Origin of the sequence: Methylotetracoccus oryzae (assembly GCF_006175985.1) — a bacterium.
In the GTDB taxonomy this organism is placed as follows: domain Bacteria; phylum Pseudomonadota; class Gammaproteobacteria; order Methylococcales; family Methylococcaceae; genus Methylotetracoccus; species Methylotetracoccus oryzae.
The window spans coordinates 64,900-83,647 of record NZ_SRSH01000016.1 but is presented as its reverse complement, the minus strand read 5'-3'; the positions used below and the strand labels follow the sequence as shown (position 1 = coordinate 83,647).

The 18,748-nt window shown below is 62.0% G+C and carries 17 protein-coding genes; 7 read left to right on the top strand and 10 right to left on the bottom strand.

The annotated features are described in order from the left end of the window. Positions 1-110: 110 nt before the first annotated feature. Positions 111-848: a hypothetical protein gene (locus BWR02_RS15730; RefSeq protein WP_139558877.1), complete on the top strand. Its 738-nt coding sequence runs from the start codon at positions 111-113 to the stop codon at positions 846-848. Positions 849-1,222: 374 nt separating this feature from the next. On the opposite strand, the gene BWR02_RS15725 is transcribed toward BWR02_RS15730, so the two are convergent. From BWR02_RS15725 to BWR02_RS20945, 9 genes are all read right to left on the bottom strand, one after another. Further along, positions 1,223-1,843 carry a hypothetical protein gene (locus tag BWR02_RS15725; protein ID WP_139558876.1) on the bottom strand — a complete coding sequence of 207 codons (621 nt, stop codon included), beginning with the start codon at positions 1,841-1,843 and terminating at the stop codon, positions 1,223-1,225. Between the two features lie 257 nt (positions 1,844-2,100). Next, complete coding sequence (locus BWR02_RS15720; RefSeq protein ID WP_201276295.1) at positions 2,101-3,522, bottom strand: DUF1254 domain-containing protein; 1,422 nt, start codon at positions 3,520-3,522, stop codon at positions 2,101-2,103. A 218-nt stretch (positions 3,523-3,740) separates the two neighbouring features. Further along, positions 3,741-4,928, bottom strand: coding sequence for a hypothetical protein (locus BWR02_RS15715; RefSeq protein WP_139558874.1), 1,188 nt, complete (start codon positions 4,926-4,928; stop codon positions 3,741-3,743). A 51-nt stretch (positions 4,929-4,979) separates the two neighbouring features. Then, positions 4,980-5,675, bottom strand: coding sequence for a DUF2490 domain-containing protein (locus BWR02_RS15710; RefSeq protein ID WP_162560188.1), 696 nt, complete (start codon positions 5,673-5,675; stop codon positions 4,980-4,982). Positions 5,676-5,765: 90 nt separating this feature from the next. Continuing rightward, a complete protein-coding gene (locus tag BWR02_RS15705) occupies positions 5,766-6,257 on the bottom strand; it encodes a glycine zipper family protein (protein WP_236102308.1) in 492 nt (163 codons plus the stop codon). A 49-nt stretch (positions 6,258-6,306) separates the two neighbouring features. Continuing rightward, positions 6,307-6,681, bottom strand: a complete 375-nt coding sequence (locus tag BWR02_RS15700; RefSeq protein WP_162560187.1) for a hypothetical protein — start codon at positions 6,679-6,681, stop codon at positions 6,307-6,309. Positions 6,682-6,805: 124 nt separating this feature from the next. Further along, the gene (locus tag BWR02_RS15695) at positions 6,806-7,684 is read right to left on the bottom strand and encodes a hypothetical protein (RefSeq protein WP_139558871.1); all 879 of its coding nucleotides are present in this window, start codon (positions 7,682-7,684) and stop codon (positions 6,806-6,808) included. Beyond that, positions 7,681-10,053 (bottom strand): arylsulfatase, encoded by a 2,373-nt coding sequence (locus BWR02_RS15690; protein ID WP_236102306.1) that lies wholly within the window; start codon positions 10,051-10,053, stop codon positions 7,681-7,683. Before BWR02_RS15690 ends, BWR02_RS15695 begins: the two co-directional genes overlap by 4 nt. Positions 10,054-10,693: 640 nt before the next feature. After that, complete coding sequence (locus BWR02_RS20945; protein ID WP_162560186.1) at positions 10,694-10,849, bottom strand: hypothetical protein; 156 nt, start codon at positions 10,847-10,849, stop codon at positions 10,694-10,696. A 153-nt stretch (positions 10,850-11,002) separates the two neighbouring features. On the opposite strand from BWR02_RS20945, the gene BWR02_RS15685 reads away from it, so the two are divergent. Continuing rightward, complete coding sequence (locus tag BWR02_RS15685) at positions 11,003-11,806, top strand: helix-turn-helix domain-containing protein (RefSeq protein ID WP_162560185.1); 804 nt, start codon at positions 11,003-11,005, stop codon at positions 11,804-11,806. A 41-nt stretch (positions 11,807-11,847) separates the two neighbouring features. On the opposite strand, the gene BWR02_RS15680 is transcribed toward BWR02_RS15685, so the two are convergent. After that, positions 11,848-12,531, bottom strand: coding sequence for a class I SAM-dependent methyltransferase (locus tag BWR02_RS15680; protein ID WP_162560184.1), 684 nt, complete (start codon positions 12,529-12,531; stop codon positions 11,848-11,850). A 311-nt stretch (positions 12,532-12,842) separates the two neighbouring features. On the opposite strand from BWR02_RS15680, the gene BWR02_RS15675 reads away from it, so the two are divergent. The 5 genes from BWR02_RS15675 to BWR02_RS15655 all read left to right on the top strand — a co-directional run bounded on the left by BWR02_RS15675 (position 12,843) and on the right by BWR02_RS15655 (position 18,660). Further along, positions 12,843-14,246: an MBOAT family O-acyltransferase gene (locus tag BWR02_RS15675; protein ID WP_139558868.1), complete on the top strand. Its 1,404-nt coding sequence runs from the start codon at positions 12,843-12,845 to the stop codon at positions 14,244-14,246. Then, on the top strand, positions 14,215-15,315 hold the full coding sequence (locus BWR02_RS15670; RefSeq protein WP_139558867.1) for a hypothetical protein: 1,101 nt from the start codon (positions 14,215-14,217) through the stop codon (positions 15,313-15,315). Before BWR02_RS15675 ends, BWR02_RS15670 begins: the two co-directional genes overlap by 32 nt. 106 nt (positions 15,316-15,421) lie before the next feature. Then, on the top strand, positions 15,422-16,915 hold the full coding sequence (locus tag BWR02_RS15665; RefSeq protein ID WP_139558866.1) for a lipopolysaccharide biosynthesis protein: 1,494 nt from the start codon (positions 15,422-15,424) through the stop codon (positions 16,913-16,915). Positions 16,916-17,078: 163 nt separating this feature from the next. After that, positions 17,079-17,846: a hypothetical protein gene (locus BWR02_RS15660; protein WP_139558865.1), complete on the top strand. Its 768-nt coding sequence runs from the start codon at positions 17,079-17,081 to the stop codon at positions 17,844-17,846. A 289-nt stretch (positions 17,847-18,135) separates the two neighbouring features. Next, positions 18,136-18,660 (top strand): hypothetical protein, encoded by a 525-nt coding sequence (locus tag BWR02_RS15655; protein ID WP_139558864.1) that lies wholly within the window; start codon positions 18,136-18,138, stop codon positions 18,658-18,660. The last annotated feature ends 88 nt before the right edge of the window (positions 18,661-18,748 follow it).

Below are 18,748 nucleotides of genomic sequence, written 5' to 3'. Positions count from 1 at the left end.
TACTTCATATTCAAACTACTGTTTGGTGGGATTGCCCTGTCGCCTAGTCGAGCGACTATCTTCAGTTGTTGGGTTATTGGTGCATCTGATTTTTAAGGAGAGTCATTGACATGCAGATTAGATCTAATGGTAACGAGTCAGATAATGAGATTTACCGTCTGGATTCTTCAACCGTCATTCATACGGCAGAAAACCTAAGAAAAGATATTGTTGCCAAGTTTCCAGGAAGTACTCTCGCAAGGCTGTCCCAAGAACTGGAGACTCTCGCGCGCCAAGCCGATGAAAAAATAACATCCTTCACAAGGCCGGTATATAAAATAAGGGTATTGTCATTCCTTGCTATACTTGCAGCGATTTTCTTCCCCATATGGGCGCTAAGCCATGTCAATACCAGCTGGAAGTTTGAGACAGTTACGGATCTCTTTGAGGCTCTTGACGCTGGCTTTAACCTTACTGTGCTCCTGGCTGGCGCGCTGTGGTTTTTATACTCGTTTGAGGCGGACTCAAAACGTCAAAAAGCCCTCAAATCAATTCGGGAATTGAGGCAGTTCATACACACGATCGACATAACACAGATGTATTATACACCAGACCTTTACAAACCGGATTCTCACCTTTCACGCAGCACTGCAAAGCTCGATTACAGCTACCCACTCTTGTGCGCCAATATGCTTGGTATAATCGGTAACTTGTCAGCCCTTTATACTCAGGCAGATACATCTGACTCACTCTGGAGGGCTGCATCGGAGGTGGAAGCTTTAGTCAACTCCTTATCAACAAAATTAGCGTCAAAGGCAGAGGTTATCAGGTCTATGACGTTTCCAGACGAGAGTCGTCGCGAGAACTAAGCGGGGCCGGGAACTTCCTGTGGAACCTCTGAACTAAAGTGGCTGGCAAGCTATCTTCCGACAGAACACCGGCAGGTGCGCAGCGACCCGATGAAGCATTCCTGCCACCTCTTGCCCCGTTTTCCCTTCTGTCTTCCCTGTGGAGTGTCCCCGTAAGCACTGCGAGAGCCACTGTGGCCTTGTGGCTCGCAGAATGATTTCATCTCGCTCGTTTGTTTGTTTCTGCGGTCCTGCCTTACCCCTCAGTGGGTTGTGATCCAGAGCCCAATCCAAGCCACCGTCCGATTTTCCGAAGCCACTTCTCTGTGCAACGTCGGCGGCGACTTTCCGACAACGTGGGCTAAACGCGAAGGCGTTTTTCGGACGGTTCACCGTTATTTTGGCTTCTGAGCTTTCGCGGCATGTTCGTAGGCGAGTTCCCCCGCTAAACCACCAATCTTGTCGCCCACCGCCTCCCCGACTTCACCCCCGGCGTCGTCGAATAGTGCATCGCCGATGATTCCCCCAATTAGCCTCCCAGTGCGACCGCCCACTTTTGAGCTGCCTTCTTCGAGCAAGTCTTCTTTTAAAGGATGCGTTTTCCCTGTTTGGTGGAACATCTTCTCGGCAATCTTGGCACCCTGACGAACTCCGAACACTTCGCCGACCATGCCGCCCACTTCGGCACCGATTACCGTCCCCTCGGGCCCCAGCACGGTCCCCAGGCCGGCGCCTACTATCTCCCCGAGACTTTCTGCCGCCGTGCCTTCCACCAGGCTCCCCGCCAACCCCGAGATGCGGCCAGGATGCTTAACCAAATCCATGGCCTCAGCAGTTAATACCCGGGCTTCCTCGTGGAGTTTGGCGGAAACATGGTCGAATGCTTTCTCTAATTCAGCGATTTGTCCTACCAAATCAGACTGATGCGCTGTAAGAGCGTCAGACTGATTGGCGCCGACTGGTTCAGCGCCGTTCTCTGTGGCTTGTTTGGCCAGATGTTTGTCGTCGATTGTCATTGAGCAAGCTTGTTTGAAACGATGAGATTTAACTCAGCCTCGCCCCTTGCAGGCAAGTCGGTGCGGAAATTGTTCTGAAGCCAGCCCCTGCCGCGCACCACTCTCACACTCCAACACTACCGGCTGAAACCCAAATCACTGTTTCATCTCGCGTCATGACAATCGGCAACCAAACAGGGAACAGAGGGGAATGTCGGGCGAAAAGTCACCGGACGACGGATTACCGTCGGTGCGGTCAAACAAGCAACGCCATTCGATCACGGCTGAAGCTCGATCTCTCCCGGCCGCCAGGTCTTGTTGAACCAGGGCTCCAAGGGACCATAGAGCCGCAGGATCATGAACCAGCCCTTGCCCGGAATCGTCTGCACCCAGTTCTTCTCCATGCCGACAGGGGCCTTGGGGCCAAACCATACGTCCACCGACCCGTCGGCATTGGTTTTGAAGCCCTTGTCCTGGCTGCTGACGCTGGGCGCCTGCTGGTCCGTCTGCAGCATCGAGCGCGTCTGGGTGTCATACACGATCACCGACCAGAAATCTTTCACGGGGATATTGGGCGGCAGGCGCAGCTTGTAGGTTTTGCTACCGTCGAAGGGGTTGCCCTTCGAGTCGAGGGAGGCCCACGGGTACTGTGAGCCCTGACCGATCATTTTCTCTTCCATGGCCGGCGTGACGCCGGTGGCAAAATAGTAATAAAAGATGGCTCCATCCAGGTTAGCGACGCCGGGGGCGGCTTCGAACTGGTAGCCGCCGAAGAACGGCAGCCGCCAGGAACTGTTGGCGAAGAAGAAGGCTTCCGGCTCGCGAATCTTGAGGGCGAGGGTTCTCGCCGTCACCGCACCGATGTTGGCGGCATCGGCCAGGATCTTCTTCATGCGCTCGTCGGGATTGAAGGGCTTGCCCTTGACGATGCCGATGGAAGCGAACAGACCCAATGTCGTGGGGTCCGAGCCTTCCGGCGGCTCTTCCTGAATCACCTGGTTTAGCAAGGCCCAGAACGAATAGTCACCCGGGGCGACGAAGTTCGCCGGCACGCCCGAGGCGTTGGCGAATTTCATCGGCGGCGGGTTCGCCGCATCGGCGAGCCGGTAGACCTTCAGGTGCTTCTTGACCGACTCCACCCCGGGTTTGGTGGAACCGTCAACGAGAAAGGATCGAAACGGCATCCAGTTGCCATAGGTTTTCGGCCTGACGACGACATAGCCTTGAGGGATTGCGCCCTGATACCCCGGCGGAAGGATCAGATACTTGCCGCCCTTCCCCTTGTCGGCACCCGTGATGCCGATGTCGGCCACCCAGCGATACCAGAAGTCATTGAGCGTACCGAGCACCTTGGGGGGCACTTCGACCACCAACGGGCCTTTCTTGGTATCGAGCCAGATGAAGCTGTAGACGGTGTTGTCGTTCGCTGTCAACTCGACGGTCTTCGGATCGACCAGGTTCTCCCAGATGACGTCGGTCTGGTTGTCGGGTCCGAACTTGCGCAGCGAATCGCGCATGCCGGCCTGATTGACGATGGGGATGGCCAGCAGATAGGCCTGCAAGGCGCGCGAGCGGTCCAGGTTGTCGTAGATCTTCTCGATGGTGTCCGGCGCCGGGAAGCCGTCGGACAGGTTCAGAGTGCCGAGCGAGGTATCGAGCTGGTTGGGTGTGGCCACGCCCGGCGCGATCGGCGTCGTCATCCTGTAAGTCTGGGCCGAAGCCGAAGTGACAACGTTCGTGAGTAGGGATGCCAACGCTATCCCCATCGTGAATCTTCGAAATGCCATCATTTCATCTGTCCTTGTGGCTCAAAAAAAAGATCGGGTTGCTAACGCACTGAAGCAATTGCGCCGCAGCCGAGGGAGCGGCAGCGGACGATCCGTTCGCGATGCCGCGGGCGTATCCATCGACTCCAGCTTCATTCCGCCTTGCCCAGAAAAACGTGGACGATCCCGGCCAGGAGTTCGTCGAGCGGGAACACCGTGGCGAGGAGCGGCAGGAATGGCAGCACGATGGCTATCACCAGCGGTAACACGCCTTCCTTCGTGATGGGCAAGGTCTTCATCTCCCGTGCACCCTTGACGAGGGCGGCGAGATCGGCAAGTGGCGAAAACTCAGTCTCGCCGCCGTGCCCGGAGGCAGACTCCCCTGGGGCCGTGCCCAGCCATCGGTCGGAGAACGTTTGCCAGTGCCTCTGGGCCAGGGCTTCGTAGCGGATCAGCGCCTCGTCCTTGGCACGGTACGCGGGACGGAAAAAGGCGAACAGCGGTCCCAGAAACAGGCCGAGGATCCCCACCGCGGCCCCCGCGATGAAGCCCTTCAGTTCACCGAGCGGTGCGCCCTCGTTGAGCACGAAATCGGCGACCGAACCGGCGGCGGCACCGGCAAACGCCAGGGCCAGCAGCGCAAAGGCCTGGACCGAATCACCGAGGAATGCCAGGCCGCCGCGTTCATCGGGGTGGCCGGGCAGGATGTTCAGATCAAGCCGCGACAGCCCGAACATCACGCGCCACCACAATGACAAGCGATAGAACCAGCGATAAATCATGAACTGCAGGAGCGGCAGGCTGACCCAGGCGTACCAGCGACCGGCCCAGGTCAGCTCCGGTCCGACATGGATCCAGCTCGCATGATGGCCATGGGTCGCGACGGTCACGGAGATCTGGGAGGTCGCCAACGCGAGCGCCAGGACCACCACTTCGGCTGCGGTCGACTCACGGGCCTGCAACGCGCGCATCATGATGTCGACGAAACGCCCGTACGTGGCTTTCGGTACGAGCCCCGAGGTTACGGCATGGCTCAAGGCTTGCTCCAAGTGGGGACGCACCGAGTTCTCCGCCACGATCAGCAGTGGCAGCGTGACCAGGAAACGCGCGTAGGTCGCGATGTGGGTCATGACCGAGGCCGTAGCCGCATCCGCAGAGGGAGCGAGACCCTGCCACCAGGACAGAAGGACCAGCGGCACCCAGGTGATCGCGATGCAGGCCACGACGCGACGCCCTATCGCCGGGCGCTCATGGTCGAGCAGCCGGAGAGCCACTTGCAGTCGGTGAAACGGGCCGGAAGCCCCGAGGGGAAAGACGATCGGTTCGGGGTCGTGTGTCACGGCAGCAGGCCCGGAAAGCTTGGGGAAAGGGCAGAGGGGCGTGTCGGTCGCTCAGTCATCGAGATAGAGCGCCAGCGACAGGATGTGATGCAACTGGTTCGGCGCCCCGTCGCGGTTACTGAACTGGTTCAGGTAGCCGATTTCGGTGTGCATCGATTCGCTCAAACGATAAGCCAGGCCGACGAAGATTCGGTTCTGATTGAAACCTTCATTCGTGTAGCTCGTGCGGTTCACGTTGATGAACAATTCGTCCGAGAGCACCCAGTTCCATCCCGCCCAGGCCGGGATCGGTTGCGAGAACTTGACCTGCTGGCGGAATCGCCAGCCGACCTTCGAGTCGTCATCGGGCCGGTAGCGCTGTTCGAGGCGGGTCCTGAGATTCCATTGGCCGCTTTCGCTACGCGTACTCCAGAGATACTGCTGCCACGAGCGCTGTTCGTTGCGGCTTTGGTTTGTGAAGGGCTGCATCGTCGGGACGTAGGCATAGCCAAGCCAGAGGCTGCTGTGGTCATTGAGCGCATAGCCTACACCAGCCCGCAGGATGCCTTGTGACAGCGTGGTCGAATCGTTCCCGTAGCGTCCCTGGCCCTCCAGCCAGAAGCGGATGGGGTTGGTCGCGGGGTCCACCAGGCCGAGCGTGCCCTTCGCCGTAATCGCCGTCCATATCTGAAAGTCCTGAAAGGGCAAGCACGCGGCCCAGCCTGGCCATATCAGCAATGCCCACAGGGACGGCGCGAGGCGCCGCACCGGCGCTGCACAGAACCTCGACGGATCACGGGGGATGATGGGTCGCGCTCGAATTCCGATGTTACCCGAAGCCAAAAGTCGGCGGCCGGATTATTCCACGCTGTACCCGCGTCCCTTCAGGCAGGCACCGTAGGCGCGCTGGAAGTTGCCGACCTGTTCCGAGTGCACCTGCGCCTGCTGGGCCTGAGCTTGCTGCTCGGCCTGCTGCTGGTGCCGCCGCTTCGCTCCGGCCATGAGCCCACCCGACGCGGCGCCGATCGCAGCCCCCTCCCCGGCATTGCCGGCAATCGCGCCGATCGCCGCTCCTGCGGCCGCCCCGCGGGCACCGCCGCGCAGCAATCCGCCCCGCTGCGATTTGTCGGAAGGCGTGGACTGCGACGTCGTCGCCTCCTTCATCGGGTCGAACCCGGTTTGTTGCGTCGCCCAACCTTGGCATTCCGCCTTGTCACTCGCCATCTTCTCCGGGCTCTGACCCTTGGCGGGATAGACGAAAGGTTGCTGGGCCAGAGCGGCTGAAGTGAATGAGATCGTTGCCATCAGCAGCGCGACTGCACAACGGCAGGACCGGATCTTTGGGCACATGGGAGGTCCTCCTTATCGAAATCAGGCAAGGGAAAATCGGAACCCGCGCTCACTGCGAGGTGGCCGGGAGAACCGGCTGAACCTCCGCGCCTTGCGCGAAGGCATTGCAGTTCGCCGGGTCGCGACACAGCGCCATGTACACCGCCTGCCGTCCACACCCGCGCACTCCGATCGTGTATTCGGTCCAGGGACCAGCGTGCATTCCACCCCCGCGCCAACCATAGCCCTGCTGAATGGACTGAACGACCTTCTGCGACAGGCTCGTCGTCTGGACTTGCGGGCAGTCGAGTTCGAACTTGGCCCGACTCTCCGTGGTCTGGGTCGCCGCCGAAGTGTTCTGCGCAAGAAACTGCGCATCGGTCACGCAGGCACTGATCAACAGTGCGAACAGCATCACGCCGGGAACGCGCGCTCTCGCGTGCATCAGCGGTTGGAATTCAGACCTATTGTCGTGTGGCATCGAATACTTCCCCAGAATCGCAAGCATGAATCGCGGTGTGTCCGGTGGATCCGGGCGAATCCTCCGACGGAGCACGCGTGTCGCCGGGTCACCAGTGGGCCGTGAACCCGGCGAACGGGCCACTCAGTGTCGTGTTGGTTTCCATGCGCGGATTGGGCTCGGTCGAGATGCGCAGCGCGCGATAACCGAGTTCCACCGAACTGGGTACATCGCCGACCTGGAAGCGGTAACCGACGAGGCCCTGCAGGGTCCCCGTGAAACTGACGTTTTCAGCGCCGAAACCACCCAGATTGCCATCCGCCATCACAAACCAGTCCGGAGACAGGTCGATCGCGAAACGGCCGCCGATAAGCGGTGCCGTTACCGTTGCGCTACTGGTTCGCTCGCCGAGACGCTTCGGGTCAAGTGTGTTCGTCAGCCACAACGTGCGACCGGCGAGATAGACATCGAGGCGGTTGGAATGAGCCATGCCCTGCCAGTTCGAGTGATCGGCCGGCGATGGCCCGAACAGCCGGTACATGACACCGTAGTCCATCAGACCCAATTGGGTGGACAGACCGACGCTAGCCAATCCCCGCGGCCCCGACTTGTCCTTGAAATCGAGATCCATGTAATTGCCGTCCAGATAAAAACCGAACCGCTCGTAGTGCGCTTCGAACCGCCCCATGAAAGCCAGGGGCACGGAGCTGAGCTTTCCCGCGATGTCGATGAAATTGACGTCCACCGATTTGCTCAAGGGCCCGGCGCTGTAGTTGCCGGTGACGCCGGGCAACCACGCGTAGGCAGTCAGGTTGAACGACCAGGGGCTGGTTTCGCCGGCGTTGGCCGTGGCTACAGGCTCGTCCGCGGCGCAGTGGCCGGTCGCGGCGACGAGCGTCAGCGCGCAAACCATGGACGCGCAGCAAAGCCGCGGTGTTGCTCGATTCTCTTGTTGCGCCACTTCGTTCCTCTGATGAAGAGCCGTCATCGGACCTCCACGGTGACCTGGTCGATCTTGCCGGTGAAGCGCGTCGCGCTGCCTTCGCCGATACCATTGACCACGGGCGTCGCGTCATCCATGCCGACATCGGCGGTTTCATCGGCCGAGAAGATACGCGGCTGCGTATGTTCGATGCGGCCTTCTGCCAGCTTGCGACCATTCGCCGACAGCACGCCGGTACCGCCCTTGCCGACACCCCCGCCGTCGTACTGAAAATCGAGCAGCAGCGTGGCTTTGCCGGCAGGCAGCGCATCCGGCGCCATCACCGTGAACTGCTCCAGACCCAGATAGTTGTAGGTGTACGCCGGCTTGCCGTCCTTCAGGTACAGGCTCCAGCCACCGAAGCGGCCGCCCTGCGCCAGGATGACCCCCTGTGCCCCGCCGTCCGGAATCTGTACGTCGGCGGTGATGCTCAGCGAACGGTTCTTCACGTCGATGAACACGTTTTCCATCATGCCGGTCATGCCTTCGCCCAGTGTCAGCCGGGTCCGCCCCGCCATCACGTCGGGCCGGCCCACCGCGCTGGCCGTGAGGCGCTCCAGAAACCGGTCGTCCAGCGGCAGCACGTTGAACTTGACCGCTTCCGCGAGGAAGCGCTGCTGCATCTCGGCGAGCTTCTTCGGATTGTCCTTCGCCAGATCGCGCGCCAGACTGAAGTCATGCCGGGCGTCGTACAGTTCCCAGACATCCTGGTCGAGCGGGTGCCGGTTCGTCGCTTCCCAGGGGGCCCGGTGCACCGTGCCGGCGAACCACCCGTCGTGGTAGATGGCGCGATTGCCGAAGATTTCGAAATATTGCGTCAGATGCCGATCCCGGGCCGTCGGATTGTCGAAGGTGTAGGCCAGGCTGACCCCCTCGATCGGCGCCTGCTTGACGCCATTGACGACTTTCGGTTCCGGCAGGTGCGCCGCTTCCAGCACCGTCGGCGCGATGTCGATCACGTGATGGAACTGGCTGCGCAGCCCGTTCTTCGCCTGGATGCCCTGGGGCCAATGGACCACCATGCCGTTGCGCGTGCCACCAAAGTCGGAGGCGACCTGTTTGGTCCACCGGAAGGGCGTGTCGAAGGCAACCGCCCAGCCGGCGGCCATGTGCGGGTAGGTTTCGGGTCCACCCCACTGGTCCAGATGCTTGAGCTGATCCTGGACCGTTTCCTGTACACCGTTGAAATAGGTTCCCTCGCTGAAAAGGCCGGACATGCCGCCTTCGGCGCTGGCGCCGTTATCGCCGGAAATGTAGACGAACAGGGTATTGTCCAGTTCGCCCAGGGCTGCCAGGGCATCGACCAGCCGGCCGACTTCGTGGTCGGTATGTTCGGCAAAGCCCGCGTAGACTTCGGCCTGCCGCGCGAACAGGCGCTTTTCATCGGCTCCGAGCGCATCCCAGTCCTTGATGGCCTCGGGCTTGGAAGCGAGCGGGGTGCCGGGCGGCACGATGCCAAGTTCGATCTGGCGTTGCAGCGTCTCCTCGCGCAGGCGGTCCCAACCCTTATCGAACCGGCCCCGGAACTTTTCGGCCCATACCCTGGGGACGTGGTGCGGCGCATGCGTGGCGCCCGGTGCGTAATAGACGAAGAACGGCTTGTCGGGTGTCAGCGCCTGCTGGTAGCGCACCCAGGCGATCGCCTGATCGGTCATGTCTTCCGTGAAGTGATAACCCGGCTTGCGTGGCGGCTCGACCTTCGTGACCCCGTCATAGATCGACGGTGCCCACTGGTTGGTCTCGCCACCCATGAAGCCGTAGAACTTGTCGAAACCCTGCAGGGTCGGCCAGCGCGCGAACGGGCCCGACACGCTGATTTCCCAGGGTGCCGTTTCGTGCCATTTGCCGAAGGCCGCCGTGCTGTAGCCGTTCTGCCGGAGGATCTCCGCCAATGGGGCGACACTGCCCGGCAGTACACCGGTATCCCCCGGAAAGGCCGTCGCCGTTTCCATGATCGAGCCGGTGTTGCCGGTGTGGTGGTTACGGCCCGTCTTTAGCGCCTGTCGGGTCGGCGAACACAGCGCGGTGGTATGGAAGTTGTTGTAGCGCAGGCCGCCCTGGGCCAGCCGGTCCAGCGTCGGCATCGGCACCGGCCCACCGAAGGTTCCGGGCACCGCGAAACCCATGTCGTCCAGCAGCACGATGACGACATTCGGCGCGCCCTCGGGGGCCTTGACCTCGAACCGCGGAGGCGGCTTGGCATTGCGCGCGTCCAGCGTCTTGATCGGGGCGTATTTCGGCTCGGGAATCGGCAGCACGGTCCGGTCGACGCGATGCGCGGCATTCTGCGGAATCGGACCCGGCGCAGCGATCGACACGCCGTGAAATCCGAGCAGCATCAACGCGCTCGCGCGTAGCCAGACGGTCATATCCATGCGGTAAAGTACTTGGAGGTTGTGGTTCGACGGTGGTGCCGGCCTGGGGCGCGTGTTGTTCCAGAAATCCCGACTGCCGACCTGCGCGATGTGAACGGGTTTTCTACCGGTCTGCCGCTCGGAAGGCATGGGCAGACAACCTGGGGCAGCACCTGTATCCGCTGTGCTCCGATATCCCATATAGAGGCTACGAAAATGCCGGACCCGGAGTCTAACAAAATTGCGCATGGCCTATCGTGAATGCGGCATCCTGTTTGGAGAACCGTGGTTTCGAATACATGCTGGTTGGCTCCCGTATTGCTTACCTAAACTGGCTCTTGGTCAGGCCACCTACTGCCGGGTGCCCTTCAAGCCTGTCCCGCGGTACCGTAAGTGACGCTTTTCCTCGGGGCTTTGGGATCCCAATATCGTTCTCTGCTGCACGGGCAATGGTTCCACTATCGCGTTCGGAGTTTCTAAACCCACGGTCGGCGCGGGTGTTTTCCCCCATCCGATTGGGTGCCGTGGGGCAAATCCCCCGCTTTACCGCAAGGTCGATCGCGCGACTGGCTAGACTGATTCCGGTGTTCCGGGCCTTCTGGTCGCGCCGACTGCCGGGTCCCCGAACCTCATCAGCGGGCCGAATTTGAGCGCGCAAACCTTATCGCCATGCGGCCTCGATCCCGGGCGGACCTGGACCTTCGTCTCGGCGACACCGTCCGATACCGAACACCTGATCCGGCCGTTTCAGGCGCGCTATACCCAGTCCGGGCGTGGCCGCTTCGGGCAGCGGATGCATGGCGTATTGCTTGATCACGTGTTAGTCGTGTCCGATTGGTTGAATACACCGGTTCACTTTAGCGGTAGCGTGCTCCCGGATTCGCTCGCGTTCCAGTGCTTTCGTAGCCGGGCACCGGTGCGCAAAGGGCATTCGCAGCTCTCGCATCAGTGCCTACAAGAGCATTTGGTCATGTGGTCGGCCAGTGAGGAACTCGGGTTGGCATCGCAGGCGGAAGTTGAGGTCCTGTCTCTGTTCGTCGAGGAAACTTACTGGAATCAGGTCGCCGACACTCTCGGGATTCCGGTTCCCAAGCATGAGAGCCGACTCGTAGCCTTCCAATTCTCGGATACCGATCTGCTGCGCCTCCGTCGCCGCTGGCATTGGGTGTTGGAGGCCGCGGCAATCTATCCGGCGTGTTTTCAGCGCCCTGCCATACGTCGCGTGGCCGAGATGGGTCTGGTCTGTGCGATCTTCGAGTTGTTCGGACGGGCCCATCAGCAACGCATCGAGGAATCGGCGGGCATTTCGCGACGACGCCAGGCGGTCGCTCGGGTCGAGGCGCATATCCGCGACCACTACTCGGAGCCGCTGACCTTGCCGGACCTGTGTGAGCTGTCCGGGCTGAAGGCACGCGCCCTGCAGTACGCCTTTCAGGAAAAGCACGCGCTGACGCCGATGGCCTTCCTGAAGATCGTCCGCCTCAATCGGGCGCGGGAGCGCCTGCGCGAAGGCGACCCACGCACCACGAGCGTAACCTCGGTGGCCCTGAGCGTCGGCTTCTGGCATCTGTCCCAGTTCGCGAGCGATTACCAGGCGCTGTTTCACGAATTGCCGAGCGAGACCCGACCCTGCGCATGGGCAAACGGACTGCGTCCCGCGACCGTGCAAGAGAGCTTAGCGGCGCCGCGGCGGCCATTCGCAACGGTCCTGACGTCGCTCGGTCTGGGGACGCTGTGGCGCAGACACACACGGTTCCGCGGCGTCAGCGGGTAGAGCGCTAAAGGTACGGTAGCCAGCCCCGATACGACCGCCGTTCAGTTCCTCACCGGCGCGCCATGGCTGCCGCTCGATGTTTCGGCACAATACAGCAGGTTCGCGAAGGGGGTACCTCGACTCATGGGGATAGTCCGCACCGCGAGGCCGAGTTCCCCCAAGCGGTTCACCCATTCGGTGCGGCTGCGATATTGGTAACGTTGCCGCCATTCGCAACGGCGCCAGGCGCTGGCACGCTCCGCGGCGACCGTCGTGGCAAACCGCCACCCGGCGGCGGCATCGGCTTCGCGCATCACCAGGCGCCCCCCGGGACTCAAACGCGCTGCCGCGCGCTCCAGCAGCTGATCCTGCTGCGCGGCGTTCAGGTACAGCAGCACGTCGATCAGCAGGATCAGTCGCGCGCAGGGAAAGTCTGTCGCAAGCACATCCCCCGTTACGATCTCGGCTTCACCATCCATCGCCGCGCGCGCGGCTGCGGCGTGCGCCTCCCGGCGCTCGATTCCGAACCGCTGCGGCCCCGTCGCTTGGGCTTCGCCCGAAAGTCCCGGGGCCGAGGCGCTGGCGAGCACCGCCAGCGCAATACCCCGACCGCAACCGAGATCCACCACCGCCCCGTCGGCCGGCGGCAAGCCGGCTTCGAACAGGTACCGGTAGACCGGATCGTGGCGGAGCTTGCCGCGCACGAAACCCTGAGCGAACCGCCCGACCGGACGATACCGCGCCACGACGGCGTCCGCGGCTACCCGGAAGGATTCTGGAGGGGACGCGCGGCAGGATGGGCCCATCGATAATCTGTCAGCGAAGGCGCAGGCGCATGGGACCGCAAACCGGCCGCGGAATGCCGGGCCCAGCCGCCCCCGCGGCCCATCCTGGACACCCAGCCGGATATGGCCGGCAGGCCGCCTGAACGTTCTCCGCTCTCCCCGAACTTGTAAGCCACAGGGCGAATGGGGAGAATACGGGGCCTTTCCTCATCGTCTTCCGAGCGGCTGTCGCCCTTGCGGCGTCACCCGGCCGCGCATAGTAAATAGACTGCATGCTGTTCAATTCGCGGGAATTCATCCTGCTGTTTCTGCCTATCGTACTGTCCCTGTTTCTCTGGTTGTGGAAACGCGGCTGGAGCCGCGCGGCGGTCAACACGCTGACGCTCGCCTCGCTGTTCTTTTATGGATGGTGGAACCCGGCCTACCTGGGCCTGATCGTCGGCTCGATCAGCGCCAATTTTCTGATTGGCCGCGCCCTGGCGCGCCCCGGCGAAAGTCACGGCTCGCGGAAAACCGTCCTGGTGCTGGGGTTGGCCTTCAATCTCACGCTGCTCGGATATTTCAAATACGCCAACTTCTTCGTGGACACGGTCAATACGGTGACGGGCACGGACTTCCGACTGGCCAAGATTACATTGCCCCTGGCCATCTCGTTCTTTACGTTTCAGCAGATCTCATTCCTGGTCGACACCTGGAAAAAGGGGGGGTTGCACTATTCCTTCGAGCGCTACGCGGCTTATGTGACGTTCTTTCCCCATGAAATCGCCGGACCGATCGTACGGCACTACGAATTGATTCCGCAATTCGCACTCGATCCATGGCGCGACGGGCTGTGGCAACGCCTGGGACGAGGCACCAGCCTGTTCACCATCGGGCTGGTAAAGAAGGTCTTCCTGGCCGACCCCCTGGCCGGCATCGTCGATCCCATCTTTGCCGGCGCCGCGAAAGCCGGCGCATTGGGAACCGGCGATGCCTGGATAGGCGCGATCGGCTTCGCCTGGCAGATCTATTTCGATTTCTCCGCGTACACGGATATGGCTCTCGGCGTCGCGCTGATGTTCGGCTACACGCTGCCGATCAATTTCGACCGCCCCTACCGGGCGACATCGATCCGCGAGTTGTGGCAGCACTGGCACATGACCTTGTCGCGCTTCCTTCGCGACTACTTGTTTGTACCTCTCGCAACCAGCCACTGGCTGCCGCAACCCCGTTTCCTCGGCATGATCATCACGATGTTTCTGGCGGGACTATGGCACGGCGCCGCGTGGACCTTCGCGGTTTGGGGAGCCATTCAGGGCCTTGCCCTCGCGTTGTATACCCTCATCGACCGACGGTTTCGCCGCAAACTGCCCGCGGCCTTCGGTTGGGCCCTGACCATGCTGTTCTGGTTCGAGACCTGCCCGTTATTCCGGGCCGACAGTTTCGGCACGGCGATGCAGTTCTGGCGTGCGATGCATCAGGGGAGCCCGGGCAGTCAGGCCCTGAGCCTGGAGAATGTGGCGCTGATGGCGACCGCCGGGGCGATCGCCATCTTCGGACCCTCCAGCCAGGACGTTGCGTCGCAGCGCCTGCAACCGCGCGCGTATGCCGCGGCGGCATTCGGCATGGCGGTGTTCATTGCGTTGTTCAGTACGTGGGGCGAAGTTGAACAGGAATTCATCTATTTCCAGTTCTGAGATCGCCTGGCGGCGCTTTTGCGGGCTGGCCCTCCTCGGAGCGCTCGCCCCGATCGCCGTCCTGTACGCGTTGATGTTGATCATCGACCCTTACGACTCGGTTCCGTTCTCGCCGGCCTGGGACCGCTATCCCGTCCGGAGCGATCATCGGCACTGGAACGCCAAACTGGTCCGCCAACCGGGCTTCGACAGCCTGGTCATCGGCACGTCCACGGCGATGCTGATGAAGCCGCAGGTTCTGGAAGCGGCTTTTGGCGGCCGGTTCGTCAACCTCGCCATGCCCTCGGCGACACCGTTCGAGTCGCTGCGCCTGCTGGAGCGCTTCCGCTCTTCCCGGCTCGCGGTGCGCACGGTGCTGGTCGGGATCGACAGCCAGTGGTGCCAACCCGACACCTCGCGACCATTCACCAATGAAAAGTTGCGGAAAGCCTCGCCCGAGTGGCTTTACGACTCAGTCCTGTGGAACGATCTGCCTCCGTTCAACAAGACCAGCCTGAAGGCGACATACGATCAGGCCCGTGCGATGCTCGGGCTGTTCGTCCCCTATCAACGCTGGCGGGACGGCTACGAGGACATCACCAAGAGCCTGCACAAGCACACCGATCCCGACTCGGTGCGAAAGCGCATCTACGAGGGCCCGCACGAAGGACGGCTGTGGCGCAAGCAGAGTTACCACGATACCCCGGCTTATCCAGGGTTGGCACAGTTGGCCGACGCCCTGGAGACCTTGCCGGCGACAACGCTGAAAATCCTGTTCTTCGCGCCCTACCATGTGTTCCACCAGGCCGAGCCCGGCTCGGAACAGGAGGCCTTGTGGGACGGATGCAAGCAGCGGGCAGCGGCGCTCGCCCATCGCCTACCGAACAGCGTGGTGGTGGACTTTTTGCGCCGGTCACGGATCACCCGCGACGACAGCAACTTCATTGACGGTTACCATTACACGACCGCGATCGCGGATGAACTGATGCACTACCTCGACCTCGCCGTACACGGCGATCCGCCCGAGCGCGAGGAGTACGCCGTCATCGCTCGCTCGCCCGTCGCGATTGCTCCCTCTGCATCCCGTTGAGTTCATTGGCTCCCATAGGCGTTTTCCAGCCTCCGCCGGAGCAGCGCACCCCTCTGCCCAAGCTACAACGCGGCAGCCTGTCCCGCGGAAAAACGGATCGGAACCCGTGAGCGCCCTGAAAAAACTCGCCTCCCAGACTGCCATCTACGGCCTGAGCAGCATCGTCGGGCGGTTCCTGAACTATCTGCTCGTCCCGCTCTACACCTACCGCTATTCAACCGGGGAATACGGCGTCGTATCGGAGCTTTATGCCTATGCGGGATTCTTTGCGGTGATCCTGATCTTCGGCCTGGAAACCGGCTATTTCCGCTTTCGCCAGCGGGCCGGGAATGATTCGCGCAAGGTCTACGGCACCGCGCTGAACTGCGTGCTGATCGCCAATCTGACCTTCGTCGGGCTGTCCTATGCCTACGGCGACAACCTGGCGACCCTGCTGCTGTACGAGAAACACCCTGAGTATCTGCGCTGGTTTGCCTGGTTCCTCGCTTTCGATGCGCTGTCGGCGATCCCCTTTGCCCAATTGCGGGCTGAGAATCGGGCACTGCGCTTCGCCGGGGTCAAGATCGCCGAAATCCTGGTCACGATTGCGCTCAACGTGTTCTTCATCGTCTATCTGCACGATCTGCATGCGGCCGATCCGGGCGCGCCCCTCGCGCAGCTCTATGACCCGGAAATGGGGGTCGGCTACATCTTCATCGCCAATCTGCTGGGCAGTGGCTTCAAGCTGTTGCTGCTGCTGCCGCAGTTCAGGGGCATCTTTGCCGGGATCGACTGGACGCTACTGAAGCGCATGCTGGGCTATTCGCTGCCGATGGTCGTGATCGGCCTGGCCGGCATCGTCGACGAAATGCTCGGGCGGGCGATACTGAAATTCACGCTGCCCTACGACCCAGAGACGAACCTGCAGCAGCTCGGGATCTACGGCGCCTGCTACAAGCTGTCGGTGCTGATGTCGCTGTTCATCCAGGCCTTCCGTTACGCCGGCGAGCCGTTCTTCTTCGCGCATGCCGACCGGAAGGATGCCAAGGCGATGTATGCCACGGTGCTGCGCTACTTCGTGATCTTCTGCGTGTTCGTGTTCCTGCTCGTAATGTTGTACCTGGACCTGTTCCAGTATTTCATCGGTGCGGAGTTCCGCGCGGGTCTGACCGTCGTACCCATTCTGCTGCTGGCGAGCCTGTTCCTCGGCATCTACGTGAACCTGTCGATCTGGTACAAACTGACCGATCGCACCCTGCTCGGCGCGGGAGTCGCCCTCTTCGGCGCCGTGTTGACGATCGTGCTGAACCTGCTGTGGATCCCGAAGCTCGGCTATGTGGGTTCGGCTCTGGCCACGCTGAGCTGCTACGTCAGCATGACTACGATTTCCTACCTGCTGGGCCGCCGGTATTACCCGGTCGACTACGACGTCGGCGCCATCATCGGCTACATCCTGTACGGCATAGGCCTCTATTTTGCGAACTGTGAACTGATCCTTGCCACCGGCTGGCACCCGCTGCTGACCGCGAGCGGCTTCATGGGTCTTTTTCTGGTCACCGCGGCAGTCCTGGAGACCCTTCGGGTGCGCCGCCTCCGCCGGACGTCCGTCCGACCTGCCTGAATCCCACGAGCCCAGGCACCGCGATCCTGCGCGGATCGCGGCATGGGAAATCGTGCCTATTGTTCTGCAACCCGCGTGGCAACAGACTGGATCCGGCGGGAATCCGCGCCCTCGAACAGGCCGGACAAGTTCGCCACCCGTCATCGGCAGGGAGCAGCAAACGGTGGATACAGGCGACCGTAGCTCACAGATCGGACGGTGCGCTCTCGCCGCACTGTGTCTGAGCCTCCTGTGCGCCTGCGCGACGACGCCCTCCCTCGTCCGACAGCATCAGGATTTGGCGGCCCACTGCGCGGGCATCCGGCGAGTGGCGGTCGTTCCGCCCAATGTCCGGCTGTATCTGGTTCACCTGGGTGGACTCAAGGAGGGCCTGAGCGGGCAAATGCCTCGCGTCGCCGAGGCGCTGATTCAGGTGATCGGCGAGGAGTTGGTCCGCCAGGGATTCGAAGCCGCCACGATAGAACAAACCCAAGGGGCAAGGCCGGATTCCGCTGCGCTGTTCCGCGAGGCCGAAATCTCCCGCCTCTATGCGCAGATCAGCAGCGAGATGGCCGGGAGACCCGGCACGCCATCGCGCGATCGCAACATCGAATGCACGCTGGGTCAGGAAGCGAAAAACCTGGCCGCATTCGCCCGGAGCGATGGCCTGATCTTCGTCAACTTCGCCGGCTGGAGACGATCCGGTGGGTCCGTCGCCACGGAAATGGCCTTCAAGGTCTTGCTGACCGTGGCCGCAGGCTACTTGCCCCAGGATCCGATCGGTGCCAGCGAACTGGAGATCGCTCTGGTAGACGGCGGGACCGGAGACATTCTATGGACCAACCGCGTAACGAATACCCGCTTTGGCTTCGACCGGCCGGATTTCGACATGCAGGAACTGCGGGGCATGACGAAGGAATTGTTCAAGGGCTTTCCGCAGCGATCGAAATGATGGTCGGGCAAGACCGCCACCGAGACCGAGGCGACCGATGAGCACCCAGCCTGCCGAGACGCGCCAACGAGCGGCGCTTGCGCGGTCATTCCCGCCTAGGGCCTGGGTCACCGCGACGACAAGGCGCGGCTGTCGATTCGCCGTCCGGGGCACCCTGCTGCTCGGCCTTTGCTGGACCTTCCCCGCCTGCTCGAATCTCGGATACCCGCGCCCGGGTCCCGAATGCGGCGACATGCCCTTGCCATCACTGCCGGACTCGGCACCACGCCTGCACTTTGAGGCGTTTTCCATGTTGCCCCCGCAGGGACCGAACTGGTGCATGCTGCTGGACCAGGGGAAGGGGGGCATGTTCCTCAAGAACCCTTTCGGCGGAAGGTACCTCGACAAGCCGCCGAGCGAGCGAGAAACACGAAACACCCTCGTCGCAATGGTCAGAATGGGCACTCCGCCCGGCCCGATCGACAGCATCGGCGACCTCGAACGCATGGCGAACGAGACGCTCACGGAGCAGACGAACGGAATCGCGCAAGGCACCGTGTTGCAACGTAAGGTCGCGCGCGAGGAGCGGATTACGGACGCCCTCTGTATCCGGCTCGACGAGACGAGGGAGGGTCGACTCAGCCGCACGCAGCCGGGACAGACTTTCGTCATCACCGTCACGGAACTGACCTGCAAGCACCCGACGCGCCCCTTGCTGATCGGCATCGGGTACAGCGAGCGTTACCTCAAGGCACTTCCCCCGGAGCAACCCTTGGTGCAGCGCTATCGGCATGAACTCGAGCCGTTTCTGGGAAGCCTCCAGTTCGCGCGTTAAGGCGACGAGGCGGGTTCGGCTGCTGGCCTGGCACCGGATCGCGCCGGTGCTGGACGAAATCGAGACAGCCATCGTCCGGATGACGCCG